Source organism: Pontivivens nitratireducens, assembly GCF_011290545.1.
Lineage (GTDB): Bacteria > Pseudomonadota > Alphaproteobacteria > Rhodobacterales > Rhodobacteraceae > Pontivivens > Pontivivens nitratireducens.
Genome location: NZ_CP049811.1, coordinates 2,666,550 through 2,686,468, shown reverse-complemented (window position 1 = coordinate 2,686,468; position 19,919 = coordinate 2,666,550). Strand labels below are relative to the sequence as shown.

Annotated in this window: 14 protein-coding genes and 1 other RNA gene; 11 read left to right on the top strand and 4 right to left on the bottom strand. The window is 65.0% G+C overall.

Annotation, left to right across the window (positions count from 1 at the left end; all coding sequences use genetic code 11):
* Positions 1-93: 93 nt before the first annotated feature.
* From cueR to G8E03_RS13150, 3 genes are all read right to left on the bottom strand, one after another.
* Positions 94-543, bottom strand: a complete 450-nt coding sequence (cueR, locus tag G8E03_RS13160) for a Cu(I)-responsive transcriptional regulator (RefSeq protein WP_166192754.1) — start codon at positions 541-543, stop codon at positions 94-96.
* Positions 540-2,927, bottom strand: a complete 2,388-nt coding sequence (locus G8E03_RS13155) for a heavy metal translocating P-type ATPase (protein ID WP_166192751.1) — start codon at positions 2,925-2,927, stop codon at positions 540-542. The genes cueR and G8E03_RS13155 overlap by 4 nt, the downstream gene beginning before the upstream one ends.
* Positions 2,928-3,048: 121 nt before the next feature.
* Entirely contained in the window at positions 3,049-3,507 is a 459-nt protein-coding gene (locus G8E03_RS13150) for an Lrp/AsnC family transcriptional regulator (protein WP_205793135.1), read from the bottom strand.
* A gap of 133 nt (positions 3,508-3,640) precedes the next feature.
* Between G8E03_RS13150 and putA the strand changes: the two genes are divergently transcribed.
* Positions 3,641-7,126, top strand: a complete 3,486-nt coding sequence (putA, locus tag G8E03_RS13145; protein WP_166192745.1) for a bifunctional proline dehydrogenase/L-glutamate gamma-semialdehyde dehydrogenase PutA — start codon at positions 3,641-3,643, stop codon at positions 7,124-7,126.
* Between the two features lie 82 nt (positions 7,127-7,208).
* Here putA and G8E03_RS13140 read toward each other — a convergent pair whose 3' ends face one another.
* The gene (locus G8E03_RS13140) at positions 7,209-7,985 is read right to left on the bottom strand and encodes a sulfite exporter TauE/SafE family protein (RefSeq protein ID WP_166192742.1); all 777 of its coding nucleotides are present in this window, start codon (positions 7,983-7,985) and stop codon (positions 7,209-7,211) included.
* A gap of 157 nt (positions 7,986-8,142) precedes the next feature.
* Between G8E03_RS13140 and rnpB the strand changes: the two genes are divergently transcribed.
* The 10 genes from rnpB (at position 8,143) to G8E03_RS13090 (ending at position 19,888) form a co-directional block, all read left to right on the top strand.
* Positions 8,143-8,520: RNase P RNA component class A (gene rnpB / locus G8E03_RS13135), an RNA gene on the top strand.
* A gap of 472 nt (positions 8,521-8,992) precedes the next feature.
* Positions 8,993-9,499 (top strand): division/cell wall cluster transcriptional repressor MraZ, encoded by a 507-nt coding sequence (locus tag G8E03_RS13130; RefSeq protein ID WP_166192739.1) that lies wholly within the window; start codon positions 8,993-8,995, stop codon positions 9,497-9,499.
* Positions 9,496-10,500 carry a 16S rRNA (cytosine(1402)-N(4))-methyltransferase RsmH gene (gene rsmH, locus G8E03_RS13125; protein WP_166192736.1) on the top strand — a complete coding sequence of 335 codons (1,005 nt, stop codon included), beginning with the start codon at positions 9,496-9,498 and terminating at the stop codon, positions 10,498-10,500. Before G8E03_RS13130 ends, rsmH begins: the two co-directional genes overlap by 4 nt.
* Positions 10,497-10,874 (top strand): cell division protein FtsL, encoded by a 378-nt coding sequence (gene ftsL / locus G8E03_RS13120; RefSeq protein ID WP_166192734.1) that lies wholly within the window; start codon positions 10,497-10,499, stop codon positions 10,872-10,874. The genes rsmH and ftsL overlap by 4 nt, the downstream gene beginning before the upstream one ends.
* Positions 10,871-12,655, top strand: a complete 1,785-nt coding sequence (locus G8E03_RS13115) for a peptidoglycan D,D-transpeptidase FtsI family protein (RefSeq protein ID WP_166192731.1) — start codon at positions 10,871-10,873, stop codon at positions 12,653-12,655. The genes ftsL and G8E03_RS13115 overlap by 4 nt, the downstream gene beginning before the upstream one ends.
* Positions 12,656-12,772: 117 nt before the next feature.
* Complete coding sequence (locus G8E03_RS13110) at positions 12,773-14,236, top strand: UDP-N-acetylmuramoyl-L-alanyl-D-glutamate--2,6-diaminopimelate ligase (protein WP_166194245.1); 1,464 nt, start codon at positions 12,773-12,775, stop codon at positions 14,234-14,236.
* 67 nt (positions 14,237-14,303) lie between these two features.
* Positions 14,304-15,758: a UDP-N-acetylmuramoyl-tripeptide--D-alanyl-D-alanine ligase gene (locus G8E03_RS13105; RefSeq protein WP_166192728.1), complete on the top strand. Its 1,455-nt coding sequence runs from the start codon at positions 14,304-14,306 to the stop codon at positions 15,756-15,758.
* The gene (mraY, locus tag G8E03_RS13100) at positions 15,758-16,843 is read left to right on the top strand and encodes a phospho-N-acetylmuramoyl-pentapeptide-transferase (RefSeq protein ID WP_166192725.1); all 1,086 of its coding nucleotides are present in this window, start codon (positions 15,758-15,760) and stop codon (positions 16,841-16,843) included. The genes G8E03_RS13105 and mraY overlap by 1 nt, the downstream gene beginning before the upstream one ends.
* A 45-nt stretch (positions 16,844-16,888) precedes the next feature.
* On the top strand, positions 16,889-18,301 hold the full coding sequence (gene murD, locus G8E03_RS13095; RefSeq protein ID WP_166192722.1) for a UDP-N-acetylmuramoyl-L-alanine--D-glutamate ligase: 1,413 nt from the start codon (positions 16,889-16,891) through the stop codon (positions 18,299-18,301).
* A gap of 102 nt (positions 18,302-18,403) precedes the next feature.
* Positions 18,404-19,888, top strand: a complete 1,485-nt coding sequence (locus G8E03_RS13090) for a DegQ family serine endoprotease (protein WP_166192719.1) — start codon at positions 18,404-18,406, stop codon at positions 19,886-19,888.
* The last annotated feature ends 31 nt before the right edge of the window (positions 19,889-19,919 follow it).

Sequence of the window (19,919 nt, the reverse complement as noted above, 5' to 3'; positions counted from 1 at the left end):
TGCACTATGCGCTCAGGCCGCGCTTGTCGAGAGGGCGTGCCCCCGATTACGTGACGTGCCCGGCAATTTCACCTGCGTTGTCGGACGGGGAGTTCAAGCTTTGACGCGGGACGACCGGGGTGATGACGCCTGCGATGCAGCTTCGGGGCCCCGGCGGTCCGGCTGTGCCAGATCGGTCAGGATCGGGCAGTCGGACCTGTCGTCCCCCGCGCATTCCGTCACCAGAACGGAGAGGGTGTCGCGCATCGCCGTCAAATCCGCGATCTTTTCCTCGATGTGTTCCAGATGTTCCAGCGCGAGGGCGCGCACGTCAGCGCTCGCCCTGCTCTTGTTCTGCCACAGTGCCAGCAGGGTGCGGCACTGTTCGATCGTGAACCCCAGCGCCCGCGCCCGCGCCACGAAGGTCAGATTGTGCACATCCACCGTGGCGAAGCGACGGTATCCGTTGCGATCCCTTGCGGGTTTGACCAGCCCGATTTCCTCGTAATAGCGCAAGGTCTTGGCGGGCAGTCCTGTCGCCTCGGCGGCTTGTCCGATGTTCATCGCACCCCTCCCACACGCCGCAGGCGCAGCGCGTTTGTTACAACGAACACACTGGACAGCGCCATCGCACCCGCCGCCAGAGCAGGCGACAGCAATACCCCCGCCAGCGGATAGAACACACCCGCCGCCACCGGGATCAGCAGAGCGTTGTAGCCGAAGGCCCAGCCAAGGTTCTGGCGGATGTTGCGCAAGGTCTGTTCGCTCAGATGCAGCGCATCCCGGACCCCGCGCGGATCGCCGGACATCAGGACGACATCGGCGCTTTCCATCGCGATATCGGTGCCGGAACCCAGTGCGATGCCCACATCCGCCACGGCGAGGGCGGGGGCGTCGTTGATACCGTCGCCGACAAAGGCCACGCGGGCGTTCATGTCGCGCAACACCGCCACCTTGTCATCCGGCATCAAACCGGCGTGAACCTCCTCTATGCCAAGCTGGGCGGCGACGGCCTGCCCGGTGACGGGGTTGTCGCCGGTCAGCAGGGCGACCCGCAGACCATCTTTTCGCAGACCCTCGACCGTGGCGCGGGCGGTTTCCTTGACCGGGTCCGCGATGCCGAGTGCGGCGACCAGAACGCCGTCGATTGCAGCATAAAGCGGTGTGCGGCCTGCCTGCGCGATCTCGGCACCCTTCGCCTCGGCCCAACCCAGCGCGATGCCCTGCTGCGCCATCAGGCGATCCGCGCCGACCAGAACGGTCTTGCCCGCAACGGTGGCCTGTGCGCCCAGCCCGGTCAGCGCCTGAAATGCCTCTGCCTTTGCCAAGGGATCGGCTGCGCGCAGGATCGCGCGTGCCAGGGGATGCTCCGACCCGGCCTCGACACTGGCGACCAGTCCCAGGACCTCCTCGCGGGTCCAGCCATCTGCGGTTTCGCAATCTGTCAGTTCCGGGCGGCCCTGCGTCAGGGTGCCGGTCTTGTCGAAGGCCACCACCTCGACCTCTCGCAGGGTTTGCAGCGCGTCGCCCTGGCGAAACAGAACGCCCAGTTCGGCCGCGCGGCCAGTCCCCACCATGATCGACACGGGCGTTGCCAGGCCCATGGCGCACGGGCAGGCGATGATCAGGACCGCAACCCCGGCAACCAGCGCATGGGCCAGCGAGGGGCCGAAGAGCAACCAGACCACGACGGTCAAGGCCGCGATGCCCATCACCACCGGCACGAACCACAGGGTGATCCGGTTCACCATCGCCTCGATCGGCAGGCGCGCGGCCTGCGCGTCGGAGACCATGCGCATGATCCCGGCCAGAACCGTATCGCGCCCGACCGCCTGCGCCCGAACCACCAATGCGCCATTGCCGTTGACCGTGCCGCCGGTCACGGCATCCCCGTCGCTCTTGTCCACGGGCATCGGTTCGCCGGTGATCATGCTTTCATCCACATGCGAGTTGCCGCTGGTGACGATACCATCGACGGCGATGCGTTCCCCCGGTCTGACATGCACCAGATCGCCGGTGACGATGCGGGCGATGTCGCGTTCCTCGACCTTTCCGTCCACCTCGACCCGCGCGGTGCGCGGCTGCAATCCGGCAAGCGCGGAGATCGCGGCCCCGGCACGGCCCTTGGCGCGCGCCTCCATCCAGCGGCCCAGCAGGATCAGCACGACGATGACGGCGGCGGCCTCGAAATAGACCGCGCGGCTGTTTTCCGGCAGCAATCCGGGCGCAAAAGTGGCCACGGTCGAATAGAGCCACGCCGCCGTCGTGCCCAGTGCCACGAGCGAATTCATGTCCGGCGCGCCCCGCAACAAGGCAGGCCATCCCAACCGGGCAAAGACCCGCCCCGGACCGGCCAGCACGGCGGTGGTCAGCACGAACTGGATGATCCAACTGGTCTGAAGGCCGATGCTGCGCTCGATCGCCATGTGAAATGCGGGGATCAGGTGCCCACCCATCTCCAGTATGAAAACCGGCACCGCCAGAATCGCGGCAATGATGACCTGACGCAGGATCTGCGCCGTCTCGTCCGCCTTCTCCTCCATATGCAGGTCGTCCGTCGCAATTTCGGCTGTATATCCGGCGTCGCGCACGATGCCGATCAGATCGACCTCACCGACATGGCGCACCTGCGCCGTTTCCGCCGCGAGGTTGACCTTCGCCCCGACGACATAGGGCGATGCCAACAGCGCCTGCTCGATACGCCCCACACAGGATCCGCAATGCATTCCGTTGATGGTCAGCTCCGTCGTGGTCTCCTGCGCGGGATAGCCGGCAGCGGCCAGACCTTCGGTCGTGCCGGCAATATCCGTCGTGGTGATGCTGGCGGTTTTCGTCGCAAGGTTGACGTGCGCATCCTGCACGGATGGCATTTTCGCCAATGCGGCCTCGACCCGGCCGACACAGCCACCGCAGGTCATGTTCTGGATTTGCAGCGTAATGTTGGGCATGGGGAACTCCTTCGCCCTGTCACATAAGGCTTCCAGTGACTGGAGGGTCAAGGGGCGGTTTCGGCGCCATTTCGCACCGCGACGTTTTGCGCAAGCTATCGGGGCACGACCGGCGTGGCCCTCAGAACCCATCGTCCTTGATCGATTCCATCGAAACATGGGTGGAGGTGCTGGCGACGAAGGGCAGAGCGGAGACTTTCTCCCCCAGCACTTGCCGATACCCCATGATGTCGCGCGTGCGCACCTTCAACAGATAGTCGAACGCGCCCGCGATCATGTGGCACTGCTCGATCTCGGGCACTTTCAGAACGGCGGCGGCGAAAGCCTTCAGCGCGGTTTCGGTCGTGTCCGTCAGGCGAACCTCGACGAAGGCGACATGCTCCAGCCCCATCTTGCCTGGGTCGAGCTGGGCGCGAAATCCCTGGATGTAGCCATCGGCCTGCAAGCGTTTCATCCGCACCTGACAGGGGCTCTTGGACAGGCCCACATGCCGGGCGAGGTCCGTGACCGCGATCCGCCCGTCCTGCGACAGGATCGTCAGAATCTTCCGGTCGAAAACATCCAGTTGACCGTCATTCATGGATATAACCTCAACTTTCCCGCAGATGGGCCGAAATCTCAGGCGATTTGCTTTCATAAACTGCAAACGCAGGCGAAAAAACTTTCCGAAGGGGGGTAGACTGCAAGTGTAACCTGATCAAGGATTTTCCTCAATGAACGTTGAGAGCACGCCCCGTCTGGACGCCTTGCGCGCCACGATCCGTACCTTGCATGTCGCCCCCGATGATGCGGCGCTGGACGCTCTGATGCGTGAACAGCCCTTGGGCGACGACATGCGTGTCCGAACCGTGAGGCGTGCCACCGCGCTGGTCGAGGCGATCCGCACTGACGCGAAACCCGGAGTGATGGAGGTGTTCCTCGCGGAATACGGCCTGTCGACGGACGAAGGCGTGGCCCTGATGTGTCTGGCCGAGGCGCTGTTGCGTGTGCCTGATCCTGAGACCATAGACGCCTTGATCGAGGATAAGATCGCGCCGTCCTCCTGGGGGGAACATCTGGGAAAATCGTCCTCCTCGCTGGTCAATGCATCCACCTGGGCACTGATGCTGACGGGCAAGGTGCTGAAGGAGGATCGCCGCAAGGGCGTTGCCGCAACGCTGCACGGCGCGGTCAAGCGGTTGGGTGAGCCGGTGATCCGCACCGCCGTCGGCCGCGCGATGAAGGAACTGGGCCATCAATTCGTGCTGGGCCGCACCATTGAGGAGGCGGTGAAGCGTGGCAAACAGCGCCAGTCCGAAGGCTACACCTATTCCTATGACATGTTGGGAGAGGCAGCACTTACTGCCCGCGACGCCGACAATTTCATGCAAGCCTATCGCGATGCCATCACGAAGCTGGCCCCCTATTGCACCGCCGACGACATCCGCGACAATCCCGGCATCTCGATCAAGCTGTCCGCCCTGCATCCGCGCTACGAGGTGGCGCAGCGGCAGCGGGTGATGACCGAACTGGTCGCGCGCACCACCGATCTGGCGCGACAGGCCCGCGCAGCAGGCATGGGCCTGAACATCGATGCCGAGGAAGCTGACCGCCTCGACATCTCGCTCGACGTGATCCAGGCGGTTTTGTCGGATCCGGAACTGGCCGGGTGGGATGGCTTTGGCGTCGTGGTTCAGGCCTATGGCAAGAGGGCAGCCCCTGTGATCGACTGGCTGTATGCGCTGGCAGAAAATCTGGACCGCAAGATCATGGTCCGTCTGGTCAAGGGCGCTTACTGGGACACGGAGGTCAAGCGCGCACAGGTCGAGGGCCGCCCCGGATTTCCGGTCTACACCCGCAAACCCGCCACCGATGTCAGCTACATCTGCGTGGCGCAAAAACTGCTGGGCCTGACCGACCGGATCTATCCGCAATTCGCGACACATAACGCCCATACGGTCGCCGCCGTTCTGGAAATGGCGCAGCCGGATCAGACGTTCGAGTTTCAGCGCCTGCACGGCATGGGGGCCGCGCTCTATGACATCGTGCTGCGTCAGCCGGGCGCGCGGTGCCGTATCTACGCTCCGGTCGGGGCGCATCGCGATCTGCTGGCCTATCTGGTGCGGCGCCTGCTGGAAAACGGCGCGAACTCTTCCTTCGTGAATCAGATCGTGGACGCGGACGTTCCCCCCGCCGTGGTTGCCGCAGATCCCTTCGCGGCATGGCAGGCCGCGCGGACCCAGCCATCGGTGACGGACCCGGCGGATATCTTTCCGGGCCGGGCGAACTCGCGGGGCTTCGATCTGCGCGACCTCACGACGCTCGACGAAATCGAGGCGGCCCGCACGCCCTTCGCAAGTCACAGGTGGCAGGCCGCGCCGATACTGGCTGTGGCCACCGCCCCGGTCGAGGCGGTTGAGCGGGTGAACCCGGCGCGGCCCGACGATATTGTCGGCACGGTGCGCGATGCCAGCTTCGCGGATGCGCAGACGGCAATCGCACATGCGACGACCTGGAACGCCCCAGTGGCCGAGCGCTCGGCCGTCCTGCTGCGCGCCGCCGACCTGATGGAGGGCGCATTCGGAGAGATCTTCGCCCTGCTGACCCGTGAGGCCGGCAAGACCCTGATCGACGGCGTCGCGGAACTGCGAGAGGCAGTGGATTTCCTGCGATATTATGCCGGGCAAGCGGTCGAGGGGATGGCACCTGCGGGTATTTTCGCCTGCATTTCCCCCTGGAACTTCCCTTTGGCAATCTTTTGCGGTCAGATCTCCGCCGCGCTGGCTGTCGGCAACGGTGTGCTGGCCAAACCGGCGGAGCAGAGCCCGCTGATCGGGGCGCTGGCGGTGCGGCTGTTGCATCAGGCCGGTGTGCCCCGCGCGGTGCTGCAATTCCTGCCGGGCGCGGGGTCTGTGGTGGGGGCGGCCCTCAGCTCCGATGCGCGTATCGGCGGTGTCTGTTTCACCGGCTCAACCGCTACGGCGATGCGGATCAACCGCGCAATGGCTGACGGTATGGCGCCCGACGCCCCCCTGATAGCCGAGACAGGCGGCCTGAACGCCATGATCGTGGACTCGACCGCTCTGCCCGAACAGGCGGTGCGCGATATCGTGATGTCCTCGTTCCAGTCGGCAGGGCAGCGATGCTCCGCTCTGCGGGTGCTCTATGTGCAACAGGATGTTGCCCCGGCATTCCTGAGAATGCTCGAAGGCACGATGGACGAACAGGTCACGGGCGATCCGTGGAACCTGTCCACCGATATCGGCCCCGTGATCGACGACGCCGCACGTCGGAAGATCGAGGCGCACGTGGCCCGGGCCGAGGCCGAGGGCCGCCTGCGCAAGCGTCTGTCGAAGCCGGCATCCGGCACCTTCACCAGCGCCGCCCTGATCGAGGTGTCGGGGATCGAGGCGCTGGAGGAGGAAATCTTCGGTCCCGTCCTGCATGTCGCCACCTTCCATGCGCGCGATCTGGACAGGGTCGTAGATGTGATCAACGCCAGAGGCTACGGCCTGACCTTCGGGATGCACAGCCGCATCGACGACAGGGTCGAGCAGGTCTGCGCCCGGCTGGAGGTCGGAAACATCTACATCAACCGAAACCAGATCGGCGCGATCGTCGGATCGCAGCCGTTCGGGGGGGAGGGGTTGTCGGGCACGGGGCCCAAGGCGGGCGGACCTCATTACCTGCCACGCTTTACCGCCACCGCGAAGGCACATGAACCGCAGGGGGCGGGCAGGGTTGCCTCCCTCGATGATGTTCAGCGCGCGCTCGACCAGGCCGTCGGACCGAAGGTCGAACTGAAGCAGATTGATCTGCCCGGTCCGACGGGCGAATCGAACCGGCTTTCCACGTTGGGCCGCGGTGTCGTTCTGTGTCTTGGCCCCAGCATCGAAACGGCGCGGGCGCAGGTGGCCGAGGCGGCAAAGTCCGGTTGCCGCGCTGTCATCGTCGCACCCGGAGCGACAGCCGGTGAGGGGATCGACGGCGTTCTACCGGCGAAGGCGTTGACCCAATTGCGAAACGTCGCCGTCGTGGCCTCCGACGTGACGACGGAGCCGCGACGCGCGCTGCGCAAGGCCCTGGCACAACGCGCCGGCCCGATCGTACCGCTGGTCGGCAGCGCCCAGGTGGCGGAGCGGAGCGTGATGGAACGCCATGTCTGCATCGACACCACCGCCGCAGGCGGCAACGCGGCCCTGCTGGCCGAATCCGCCTGACCGGTTCACTTTCACCAAATATCCCCGCCGGAGTCACCGCGCCGTCGGCGGGGCGCAACATCCCGTCAGCAGCCCAGCCCCCTCAGCCGAGCAACCGGTGCAACAGCCCAGTGGCCGCCAGCCCGATCAGCAGCAGCAGGCACAGCGGGCGATAGAACCGCTCCAGCGACGGAATGAAGATCCGCTGCCCGAATGCGACGCCCAGCCCTGTCGGAACGCTCAACACCAGACCGCGCGAAACGGTCGTCGCATCCCACAGGCCGTAGATCACCATGAACACGGCGGACCCGGCGGAGGAGATGAACAGATACATCACCAACGACGCTCGCATCTGCCGTGCCGGTGCGTCGCGGGCGAGCACATAGAGCGCCACCACCATGCCGCCGACGCTAGCCAACCCGGTTACGACCCCCGATACGATGCCCGCGATCAGCAGACCGGGCCGCGTCGACAGAAACGCGAAGCGGATCCGCGCGAGCTGCGTTGCCGCCAGCACGATGATGACGCAGAGGGCGATCATTGCGGACAGGGCAGGGGATACGCTGGTCGTGATGGAGAGGCCGATGGGCGTACCGACCAAGGCTCCGACCACCAGACCCGTCACGACCCCCCGATCCGACTCCGCGATGCCGCCGCGCACCATCAGCACGCTCGCCGTGATTTCCAGAAACCACAGCGACGGGATCAACGCCACCGGCGGCAGGATCGCCGTGCCTGTGGCCATCACTAATGCCGACAGTGCGAAACCCGAAAATCCCCGAACCACGCCCGCAAATGCCGCGATGGCGCACAGGATCAGCAGATCGCCCGGTGGCAGATCGGTGATGCGGGCCAGATAGGCGATTGGTTCTGCGAACATGGAGTTGGGGGTGCCTTCGTTTTCGGGGTGCGAATGGGATCAGGTGGCGACGCCACTTGGCTGCGTTACGTCCAAACGGGCGGAACGTCCAGATTACCGGCGCAGATCGCGCGAAGTGGTTTGCGTCGTGGCACGGGCGGCGCTATCAGGATGGCGTGCGGAGGGTTGGATGATCGCGGCGGCAACGTCGAGGAAAGTCCGGACTCCAGAAAGACACGGCGCCGGGTAACGCCCGGCCGGGGTAACCCGAGGGACAGCGCCACAGAGAACAGACCCCCCGGTTGCGGCCGGGGAAGGGTGAAACGGTGGGGTAAGAGCCCACCGCCGGGCTGGTAACAGACCGGGCATGGCAAGCCCCGCCGGGAGCAAGGCCGAATAGGAATCGCGTGGGCCTTCGGGTCCGGGGCTGCTTTCGCCCCGACGATTCGGGTTGGCTGCTTGAGGCCACGTGTAAACGTGTGCCCAGAGGAATGATCATTCAGGGAAGGCCTCAGGCCCTCCTGGACAGAATCCGGCTTATAGACCCTCCGCACATCAAATTCCGGCGCTTGCGGGCACATATGGGCAGACGTGCAATTTTCTCCCACCGATACGGGGCGCGAGACTTCGCTATATGTAGTGGGTGTGGCGGTCTTATATGACGACAGGTTGTGTTTAACCTGCTTCGCCTGCTTCTCCGGTAAACTGTTCCCTGCCAGATTGTGCTCAAATCCCATCAAATTTGTTTGTTTCCCATGTCTTCCCATGTTAAAACATTCACAGACGAGAGCAGAACCGGATCGGATCGTTCAAAGAATTCGGCCGGGAGTTGGCAGAACTCATACAGGCAAGCTCTCGTCTGAGACAAAAAGAAGGCACGACAGCAGTATAATAAGGCGCAAACCGAACCAATGCAGCCAATGCGTCGGTAGATCTTCGAGGGACAGTCGGCGGGTGTGCAATCGAGCGGCGCACCCGCCGTTTCTATTAAAGCCCTATACTGTGCGTGCTAACAGGGGACAGGTTGCGTGGCGCTGAGGTTTCGTGGAGAATCGACGCATAAGGTGGACGCGAAGGGTCGCGTCTCCGTACCTGCGCCGTTTCGCCGGGTTCTCGAAGGTGTCGAGGGATGGGCCGAAGGCGCGCCCGTGCCGATGGTCGTGGTCAAGAATCAGGACCGCCGCAAATGTCTCAACGTTTATACCACCGATGAAATGGCCAAGATCGACGACGATGTCGCGGCGCTTCCGCGATTCGCCAAGGAACGTGACGCCCTGTCGGCGCTGCTGGCCGCGGGATCGGACAACCTGACGCTGGACGACAACGGCCGATTCGGCCTGACGGCGGAGATGAAGGCGAAGGCAAACATCACCGATCAGGCGGTTTTCGTCGGCCTCATCGACAGCTTTCAGATCTGGTCGCCAGCCGAATATGCCGCGCACAAGGCGAACATGCTGGAATGGTTGCAGGCCGAACCCGCCCCGGATGATCTGTTCGTCCTGATGCGCGCGGCGCAGCAGAAGTATCTGGCATGACCGGCGCACCGCACATACCCGTATTGCTGGATGAGGTCATCGCCGCCGCGTCCCCGGTCGGCGGTGTCTGGCTGGACGGAACTCTGGGCGCGGGCGGATACACCCGCGCATTGCTGGACGCCGGCGCGCAACGGGTCATGGGCGTGGATCGTGATCCCAGGGCGGAGGCCGAGCTGGGCACCTGGACGCAGCCCTATGCCGACCGGTTCACCTTTCTGCCCGGAACCTTCGGGCAACTCGACATATTGGCCCGCGATGCCGGGGCCGACGCGCTGGACGGCGTGGTTCTGGACATTGGCGTTTCCTCGATGCAGATCGACGAGGCAGAGCGGGGCTTCTCGTTTCAAAAGGACGGCCCGCTGGACATGCGCATGGGCCGCAACGGTCTGCGCGCGTTCGATCTGGTGAATGACGCGACCGAGGCGCAATTGGCCGACATCATCTTTCAATATGGTGAGGAACGCGCCTCGCGCCGCATCGCGAAGGCCATCGTCGCGGCCCGGCCGGTCGCGGATTCGACCCTGGCTCTGGCTGAGATCATCAGCAAGGAAGTGCCGCGCGGCAAACCGGGTCAGCCGCACCCCGCGACCCGCACCTTTCAGGCGCTGCGCATCGCCGTGAATGAGGAGCTGGCCGAACTGGTGCGCGGCCTTCTGGCGGCGGAGCGGATGCTCGCACCCGGCGGCACGCTGATCGTCGTGACCTTCCATTCGCTGGAGGATCGGATCGTGAAGCGGTTCCTGGCGGATCGCGCGGGCAAGGGCGGCGGCGGCAGCAGATACGCGCCGGTCCAGCACGTGACGCCCCCCAGTTTCGAGATGATAACGCGTAAGGCCGTGACGGCAGGGCGCGATGAGTTGGAGCGCAACCCGCGTGCCCGCTCCGCCAAACTGCGCGCCGCGCGCCGTACGGACGCCGCGCCGTTCGCGGCGGATGTGGCGGGCCTCGGCCTGCCGGGATTGGACCGGACTTTGCTGTCATCCGAAGGAGGGTCGAAATGAAATCTCCGATCTACGTTCTGGCCATCGCTCTGGTCGTCGGGGTGGCGTTCTGGGCCTATCAGGTCAACTACCGCACGAAATCCGCGCTGGAGCAGGTGGCGACCCTGCAAAGGGAGATCGCGGCGGAGCGTGAGGCCATTTCGGTGCTGCGTGTCGAGTGGGCCTGGCTGAACCGGCCCGAGCGGCTGGAGGCTCTGGTCGAACTGCACCTTGCCACGCTGGGCCTGATGCCGCTGCACCCGGATCATTTCGGGGAGCTGCGTATGGTGGCCTATCCCGTGCATGATATCTTCGTTCCTGCGCCGACGCGGGCCGTGGCACTGGGTGAGGGGCGTCTACCCATGACCTTGCAAGAGGCGGGGCTGGCGCAATGATGCGGGTTCCCCTCAGACCGCTGGCACGGGTAATCGCGGCCCGGTCGCAAGGGCTGGATCCCGATCTGGCCGAGGCTGAACGCCGCGCAGCGGTCCTGCGCAACCGCCGGTCCGAGGAGCGGCGCCGTGCCGAATGGCGGCTATGGCTGCTCTGCGCCGTGTTCGTCATGGGGTTTTCTGCCGTGGGCGGCAAGATGGCCCTGATCGCCGCAACCGATCCCGAGGAGCCCGTGCGCGAAATCGCGGGCGATCCGATCCGGGCGCACCGGGCGGATATCGTTGATCGCAACGGTGTCCTGCTGGCGACGAACATGGTGACGAACGCGATCTATGTCGAAACCCGGCAAATGGTGGACAAGGCCGGCGTGGCGCAGGGACTGGCCGCGATCTTTCCCGATCTGAGCGCCGAAACCCTGCTGGAGAAGTTTGAGCGCCCCGGCAATTTCCATTGGATCCGCTCCGAGATCAGTCCCGAGCAGCAACAAGCGGTGTTCGACTTGGGCCAGCCCGGCGTCTATTTCGGCCCGCGTGAGACGCGCGTCTACCCGCAGGGGCAGCGGGCCGGGCACATTCTGGGCGGCTCGCGATACGAACGGGAAGGCGCGCGCGCGGCAGAGCTGGAAGGCGTCGCTGGCATCGAATACCAGTATGACGAACGCCTCGGCGATCCGGCGCAGGTCAATACTCCGCTGCAACTGAGCATCGACATGCGCGTCCAGAACGCGGTGCGCGACGTGCTGGACGCCCAGATGGAGAATTTTACAGCAATCGGTGCCGCCGCCATCGTGATGGATGCGCAAAACGGTGAGGTCGTGGCGATGGTCTCGCTTCCCGATTTCGATCCGAACGATCGCCCGGCCCCGCGCGGGCCGCAGGGCGATCTGCTGTTTTCGCGGGCGTCTCAGGGCGTGTACGAACTCGGCTCCACCTTCAAGGCGTTCGCGGCGGCCAATGCGATGGAACGCGGAGTGGCCGGCCCCGGCACGATCATCGACACGCGCGGGCCGCTGACCTGGGGCCGGTTTCGCATTCGCGATTTTCACAATTACGGGCCGGAACTGACCCTGACGGAGGTCATGGTCAAATCCTCAAATATCGGGTCCGCCCGGATCGCGTTGGAAACGGGAACGTTGGCGCAGCAGGATTTTCTGCGCGAACTGGGCTTCTTCGATGCCTCCCCCGTCGAATTGCCCGAGGCGCGCAGCGCAAGGCCGCTGTTGCCGCCGCGCTGGTCCGAACTGAGCACCATGACGATCAGCTACGGGCACGGGCTGGCGGCGACCCCGCTGCATCTGGCCTCTGCCTATGCGTCCATCGTGAACGGTGGATTGCGCGTGCGCCCGACGCTCTTGGCAGGGGCTCCCGCCCCAACCGAGGAGGACCGCGTGGTCAGCCGCGAAACCTCACAGGCGCTGAACCAGATGCTGCGGGCCGTCGTGTCACGCGGCACGGCCAGCTACGCCGATATCGAAGGCTATCAGGTCGGCGGAAAGACCGGTACGGCGGACAAGCCCGTCGCGGGCGGTTATGCCGATGACAAGGTGATCGCCACATTCGCGGGGATGTTCCCCGCCTCCGATCCGCGTTATGTCGTCGTCGTCTCGCTGGATGAGCCGGAGACATTTGCCGCCGGAATGATCCGACGCACGGCTGGCTGGACGGCGGCGCCGACGATGGGAATGCTGGTGACGCGCATCGCGCCGATCCTGGGGATGCGGCCGACGCCTGAGGTCATCGTTGCGGATCAGGGGACCACCACACTGGCGCGCGTTGCACAGTGACACAACTTGGCTTGCGCGTTGTCTTTCGGGCATGGCGCAGGGCTACAACTCGCAGGAAATTCGGCGGCACGCCGATGACCTGAAGGAATGGACGATAGCGTGACCGAAGCACCGAACATGACGCCCAGAACGCTGGACTCGCTGGGGTTGACGAGTCTGCGCCGCGGTTCCGGCTCGCCGCAGATCACGGGTCTGGCGGTGGACAGCCGCGATGTGCGACCGGGCGTTTTGTTCGCGGCCCTGCCGGGGGTCAACGCCCATGGTGCCCGTTTCGCATCGGACGCCCTCGCCGCGGGAGCCGTGGCGATCCTGACGGATGAGGATGGCTACGCCCATGCGACGCCCGATGACGGTGCCGTGTGGCTGGTCGCGCAGGATGCCCGCGCGGCCCTGTCCGGGGTTGCGGCGCGCTGGTACGGTGCGCAGCCCGAAACGATGGTCGCCGTGACGGGGACGAACGGCAAGACCTCCGTCGCCAGTTTCACACGACAGCTCTGGTCCGCGATGGGTCTTCGTGCGGTCAATTTCGGCACGACAGGCGTCGAGGGCGCGGTCAGCGCACCGTTGAGCCACACCACCCCCGAGCCGGTGACCTTACACCGCCTGCTGGCCGATCTGGCCGGGCGCGGCGTCACCCACGGCGCGATGGAGGCGTCGAGCCATGGCCTGGCGCAGCGCAGGCTGGACGGTGTCAGCTTGCGCGCTGCGGCCTTCACCCATCTGAGCCGCGATCACCTCGACTATCACGCGACCGTGGCGGATTATGAGGCCGCGAAGGGCCTGTTGTTCGACCGCGTCCTGCCCGAGGGCGCTACCGCCGTGATAAATCTGGATACCGACGCGGGTGAGCGCATGATCGCGCGCGCCAAGGGGGCGGGGCGCAAGGTTCTGACCGTTGGTCGGACTTCGACAGCGGACCTGCGCCTGTGCGATACGACGTTTGAGGCTTCCGGCCAGCGCGTGACATTCGCCTATGCGGGGGCGGAGCATACCGCATCGTTGCGGCTGATCGGCTCCTTTCAGGCGGAAAATGCGCTGCTGGCCGCCGGACTGGCGCTGGCATGCGGCGGTGCCGCGCCGGATGTCTTTGCCGCGCTGGAGGTTTTGGAGCCGGTCGCCGGGCGCATGCAGCTGGCCGCCCATGCCACCTCGGGCGGGGCGATCTACGTCGATTATTCCCACACGCCCGACAGCATCGCCACGGCGCTGCGCGCGCTGCGCCCGCATGTCGAGGGAAAGCTGATCTGCATCCTCGGCGCCGGGGGCGACCGTGATCCGGGCAAGCGATCCCTGATGGGTGAGGCCGCGACGCAGGCTGCGGATGTGGTGATCGTCACCGACGACAATCCGCGCAGCGAGGATCCAGCCGTCATCCGCGCCGCCGTCATGGCCGGGGCCCCAGGCGCGCGGGAGATCGGGGACAGGGCGCAGGCGATCGCCGCCGGGGTGGCGATGCTGGGTCCGCACGATACATTGCTGATCGCCGGAAAGGGTCACGAGACGGGCCAGATCGTGGGTGATAAAACATTGCCGTTCAATGATGTGGAGGTCGCGCGACGTTCGGCGGTGACGGCGGAATGATGGCGTCTTATGCATCCGGCGGGAATATTTCCCACGACCAGCACGCCCAGCACGGCGGGGAGCCGTCATGACACCTCTATGGACAGCACAGGAGGCGCAACAGGCCACCGGCGGCACCGGCCCCCAGGCGTGGAGCGCGACCGGCGTGTCCATCGACACACGCGAATTGCAGTCCGGCGATCTGTTCGTCGCGCTCAAGGACGTGCGCGACGGGCATGAATTCGTGGCGCAGGCGCTTGCCGCAGGCGCTGCGGCCGCGCTGGTGAGCCATCGGCCCGAGGGCGTGGCCGAGGATGCGCCCCTGCTGATCGTGCCGGACGTGTTGAAGGCGCTGGAGGAACTGGGCATCGCCGCACGCGCACGAATGCACGGCAAGGTGATCGCTGTCACCGGATCGGTTGGAAAGACCGGAACCAAGGACATGCTCCGGTCGGTTCTGGGTGAGGTCGGCATCGTCCACGCGGCGGAGCGCAGCTTCAACAACCACTGGGGCGTGCCGCTGACTCTGGCGCGCATGCCGCGAGAGACGGATTTCGCCGTGATCGAGATCGGGATGAACGCACCGGGAGAGATCGCACCGCTGTCGCGTCTGGCCCGCCCGCATGTGGCGATAGTCACCACAGTCGCCGCGGTTCACGCCGCGGCCTTCACCGATGTTCGCGGTATCGCGCGGGAAAAGGCCTCCATCGTGGCGGGTCTCGAACCGGGGGGCACGGCGATCCTCAATCGAGATGACGCGACCTACCGTACGGTGCGCCGGCGGGCGGAGCGGGCGGGGGCCAGCATCGTGACCTTCGGCGGGGCGGGTCGCCCGATGTTCCGTCTGATCTCCACCCGGTTGCGCGGCGCCACCACCTGCGCGATTGCGCGGGTGCGCGGGGATCGGCTGTTGTTCAAGCTTGGCACGCCCGGGCGACATCTTGCGATGAACGCGATGGCGGTCCTTGCCGCGGTGGAGGCTGTCGGCGCGGATGTCGCACAGGCCGCGATGCGTCTGGGCCGGTGGAGCGCGCCTGACGGGCGCGGCGCGCGTTGGCGCATCCGGTTGGGTCAGGCGGCCATCGACGGATCGCTGTTGTTGATCGACGACGCCTATAATGCCAATCCCACCTCGATGGCGGCGGCCTTTGATGTGCTGGATGCTGCCGAGCCGAAGAACGGCATCGGGCGCGTGGCCAAGGGGCGCCGGGTGGCGTTTCTGACAGATATGCTCGAACTGGGACCGGATGCCGAACGGCATCACGCCGCACTGGCGGACCTGCGGGCCATCGAGCGGATCGACCGGATTCACTGTGCGGGTCCATTGATGCGCGCTTTGCACAAGGCGTTGCCGCCGGCGCGACGCGGCGAATGGTACGCCACAGCGGACGAGCTGGCCGCGCGGGCCGGACGATTGCTGGATGCGGGCGATGTCGCACTGGTCAAGGGATCGAAGGGCTCGCGCGCGTCGCGGGTCGTTGACGCGGTACTGAAACTGGGGCAGGCGGTTCCAGCGCAGAGCACCGAGGATGAGGACGCTTAATGTTTTACCTGCTTACCAATCTTTCCGACGGCGGCGACGTCTTCAACCTGTTCAGATATTTGACTTTTCGATCCGGTGGCGCGTTTTTGACCGCGCTGATCATCGGGTTCGCCTTCGGTCGCCCGCTGATCGACGAATTGCGCAGACGGCAGAAACGGGGCCAGCCAATCCGCGCGGACGGACCTGAACGTCATATCATCGAAAAGGCAGGAACCCCCACCATGGGCGGCGTGCTGATCCTGCTGGCGCTGCTGATCTCCACCCTGCTGTGGGCGCGGCTCGATTCCGGCTGGGTGTGGATGGTGCTGATGGTCACCTTCGGCTTCGGGGCAATCGGCTTTGCGGACGATTATGCCAAGGTCAGCGCGGGCAATCACAAGGGTGTTTCGGGCAAGGTGCGGCTGGCGATCGGATTCACGGTGGCAGGTGCTGCGGCGATCTGGGCGATGTATCTGCATACGCCGGAGCTGTCAGGCCAACTGGCCTTTCCGATCTTCAAGGATGTCTTGCTGAACCTTTCGTTCGTTTTCATCCCCTTCGCGATGATCGTCATCGTCGGGGCCGCGAATGCAGTGAACCTGACAGACGGGCTGGACGGGCTGGCGATCATGCCGGTGATGATCGCGGCCGCCTCGTTCGGGGTCATCGCGTATTTCGTTGGCCGGACTGACTTCACCGAATATCTGGATGTGCATTACGTCGAGGGGACCGGCGAAATCACGGTTTTCTGTGCCGCCGTCATCGGCGCGGGCCTCGGCTTTCTGTGGTATAATGCGCCACCGGCTGCGGTGTTCATGGGCGATACCGGCTCGCTCGCCTTGGGGGGCGCGCTGGGCGCGATTGCCGTCGCCACCAAGCACGAGATCGTCCTGAGCATCATCGGCGGCCTGTTCGTGGTGGAGGCGTTGAGCGTTATCATTCAGGTCGCGGTGTTCAAGCAGACCGGCAAGCGGGTGTTTCTGATGGCCCCTATCCACCACCATTTCGAGAAAAAGGGCTGGGCCGAGAGCACGATCGTCATTCGGTTCTGGATTATCGCGCTGATTCTCGCCTTGATCGGACTGGCCACGCTGAAGCTGCGTTAAACCGCCTTCATCGGGGATATTTATTGAGAAAATTGGGGGCGGATCATGATTCCAGTGCGTGGTTATGCGGAGCGCAAGGTCGCGGTGCTGGGATTGGGCCGCTCCGGCCTGACCACGGCGCGTGCGCTGGCGGCAGGCGATGCGATTCCCATCTGCTGGGATGATGGTGAGGTGGCTCGTGCAGCCGCGCAGGCCGAGGGGTTCGCCATCGCCGATCTGACCCGCGACAATGTCTGGGACGGGATCGGCGCGCTGATAACCTCACCCGGTATTCCGCATCTGTATCCCGCGCCGCATCCCGCGATCGAGCAGGCGTGGCGGCACGATGCGGTCGTGGACAACGATATCGGATTGTTCTTTCGCAGCTTCGCCACCCCCGATTGGGATGAGTTCGAGCGGCCCCCCCGCGTGGTCTGCGTCACCGGCTCGAACGGCAAGTCTACCACGACGGCACTGATCGCGCATATCCTGCAAGCTGCCGGAATGTCCGTGCAAATGGGCGGCAATATCGGGCGTGGTGTGCTCGACCTGGATCCGGGCCGCGATGGCGGTGTCGTGGTGCTGGAGCTTTCAAGCTATCAGACCGAGCTGGCCCGCGCCCTGTCCCCCGATATCGCGGTGTTCACGAACCTTTCGCCCGATCATCTGGACCGCCACGGCGGCATGGGTGGATATTTCGCGGCAAAGCGCCGCCTGTTCGCGGAGGGCGGTCCCGAACGCTCGATCATCGGGGTGGATGAGGTCGAGGGCAGGTATCTGGTGCAGCAACTGCGTGAGGAGGCCGCGACGGGCGATCCGGTTATCAGAGTCTCCTCAGGACAGCGGCTGACGGGGGACGACTGGTCAGTCTTCGCGCGCAAGGGGCACCTTGCCGAATGGCGCAAGGGCCGTCAGGTCGCGTCCTTCGATCTGCGCGACATTGCCGGTCTGCCCGGTGCGCACAACCATCAGAATGCTTGCGCCGCGTTTGCGGTGGGCCGCGCGCTCGGTTTGGGGCCACGGCAGATCGAGGGCGGAATGCGCAGCTATCCCGGCCTGCGCCATCGCTGTCAGGTGATCGCGACCATCGATGGCGTCCGCTATGTGAACGATTCCAAGGCCACGAACGCGGATGCGGCGGCGCAGGCTCTGCTGGCCTTCGACAACATCCACTGGATCGCGGGCGGAGTGGCAAAGGCAGGCGGCATCGAGGCCCTGTTGCCCCTGATGGACCGGGTCAGCAGCGCCTATTTGATCGGAGAGGCCGCACAGAATTTCGCCGGATCGCTGGGCGCATGTCCGCACCGGATCAGCAGCACATTGGATCAGGCGGTCGCGCAGGCTCACGCCGCTGCGAAATCCGGCGATACGGTCCTGCTGGCCCCCGCTTGCGCCAGCTTCGACCAGTTTGCCAGCTTCGAGGCGCGCGGCGAAGCGTTCGAGGCCCTGGTTGCGAAATTGCAGGCGCGGACTACGTAATCTCACGCAAGTGTGAAACGATGCGATGAACCCTGTGTTGTCTTTGCCACAGTCAGCGGACAGATATTATTACAGGCGAGGGCCTTGAACGGGGCTCGCCAAATGCGTTCAGGAGGACAGAATTTGACCCTAGTAAGAAACGTGATCCGCAAGAGTTGCCATGTCGTGTTCGCGACCTGTCTGGGCCTTGCCGTGATCGCGGCGGATGTTGGCCCGGTTCAGGCACAATCGCGCCCGGGCAGTTTCGCCGATCTCGCACAGCGGCTCAGCCCGTCCGTGGTCAATATCACGACCAGTCAGACCATCACTGCGCAAAACCCCGGCCTGTCCCCGATGATCCCTGAGGGTTCGCCGTTCGAGGATTTCTTCCGCGATTTCATGGACCGGCAGGAAGGTGCGCCCCAGCAGCGCCGCGCGCAGGCTCTCGGCTCCGGCTTCGTGATTTCCGCTGATGGCTACATCGTTACGAACAACCACGTGATTGAGCAGGCGGATGAGATCATGGTCGAGTTTCTGGATGGCAGTGAACTGCCGGCTGAGCTGATCGGCACCGACCCCCGTACCGATATCGCCGTGCTGAAGGTCGAGCCGGAGGACCCCCTGCCATTCGTGGCGTTCGGTGACAGCGATCTGGCCCGCGTGGGGGACTGGGTGCTGGCAATCGGCAATCCGCTGGGGCAAGGCTTTTCCGTCTCCGCCGGTATCGTGTCGGCGCGCAATCGGGAGCTTTCAGGCTCCTACGACGATTTCATCCAGACGGATGCGGCGATCAACCGGGGCAATTCGGGCGGCCCGTTGTTCAACATGCAAGGGGAGGTGATCGGCGTAAACACCGCTATCCTGTCGCCCAATGGCGGGTCGATCGGTATCGGATTCTCGATGTCCTCGGCTGTCGTCACGGGCGTGGTGGATCAGTTGCGTGAGTTCGGTGAAACCCGTCGTGGTTGGCTGGGCGTGCGCATTCAACCCGTGGATGAGGCCGTGGCCGAGGCGATCGGGCTGGAGGATGTGCGGGGCGCCCTGGTCGCGGATGTACCCCCCGGCCCCGCTGCCGAGGGCGGAATTGAGGCTGGCGACGTCATTCTGAGCTTCGACGGTCAGCAAATCGATGAGATGCGGGAACTGCCGCGCGTGGTTGCCGCGACCCAGGTGGGCAAGGCAGTGCGTGTCATCGTGTTCCGCGACGGACGAACAAGAACCCTGTTGGTAACGCTGGGTCGGTTGGAGGACAGCTCCACCGTCGAGGCGGATTCCGATGGGCCGAACGGAAAGACCACCCAGCCTGAGCAGGCCGAGATCGCGGGCATGACCCTGAGCGGCATCACGGCCCAGATGCGGGAGCAGTACGACATCCCCGATTCGGTGGATGGCGTCGTCGTCACGGCGGTCGATGAACTCAGCGATGCCTATGAGCGCGGCATGCGTGCGGGCCAAGTGATCGCAGAGGTCGGCCAGCGAACCGTTGCGGCGCCGTCGGATGTGGTCGCGATCATCGAGGAAGTGCAAGCGGCAGGTCGCAAATCGGTCCTGATGCTGGTGCGCGACGGCGGTGAGCCGCGCTTCGTCGCGCTCGATCTGGACCAATAAGGGTTAACGCTACACCGTCCCGCATCGCGGG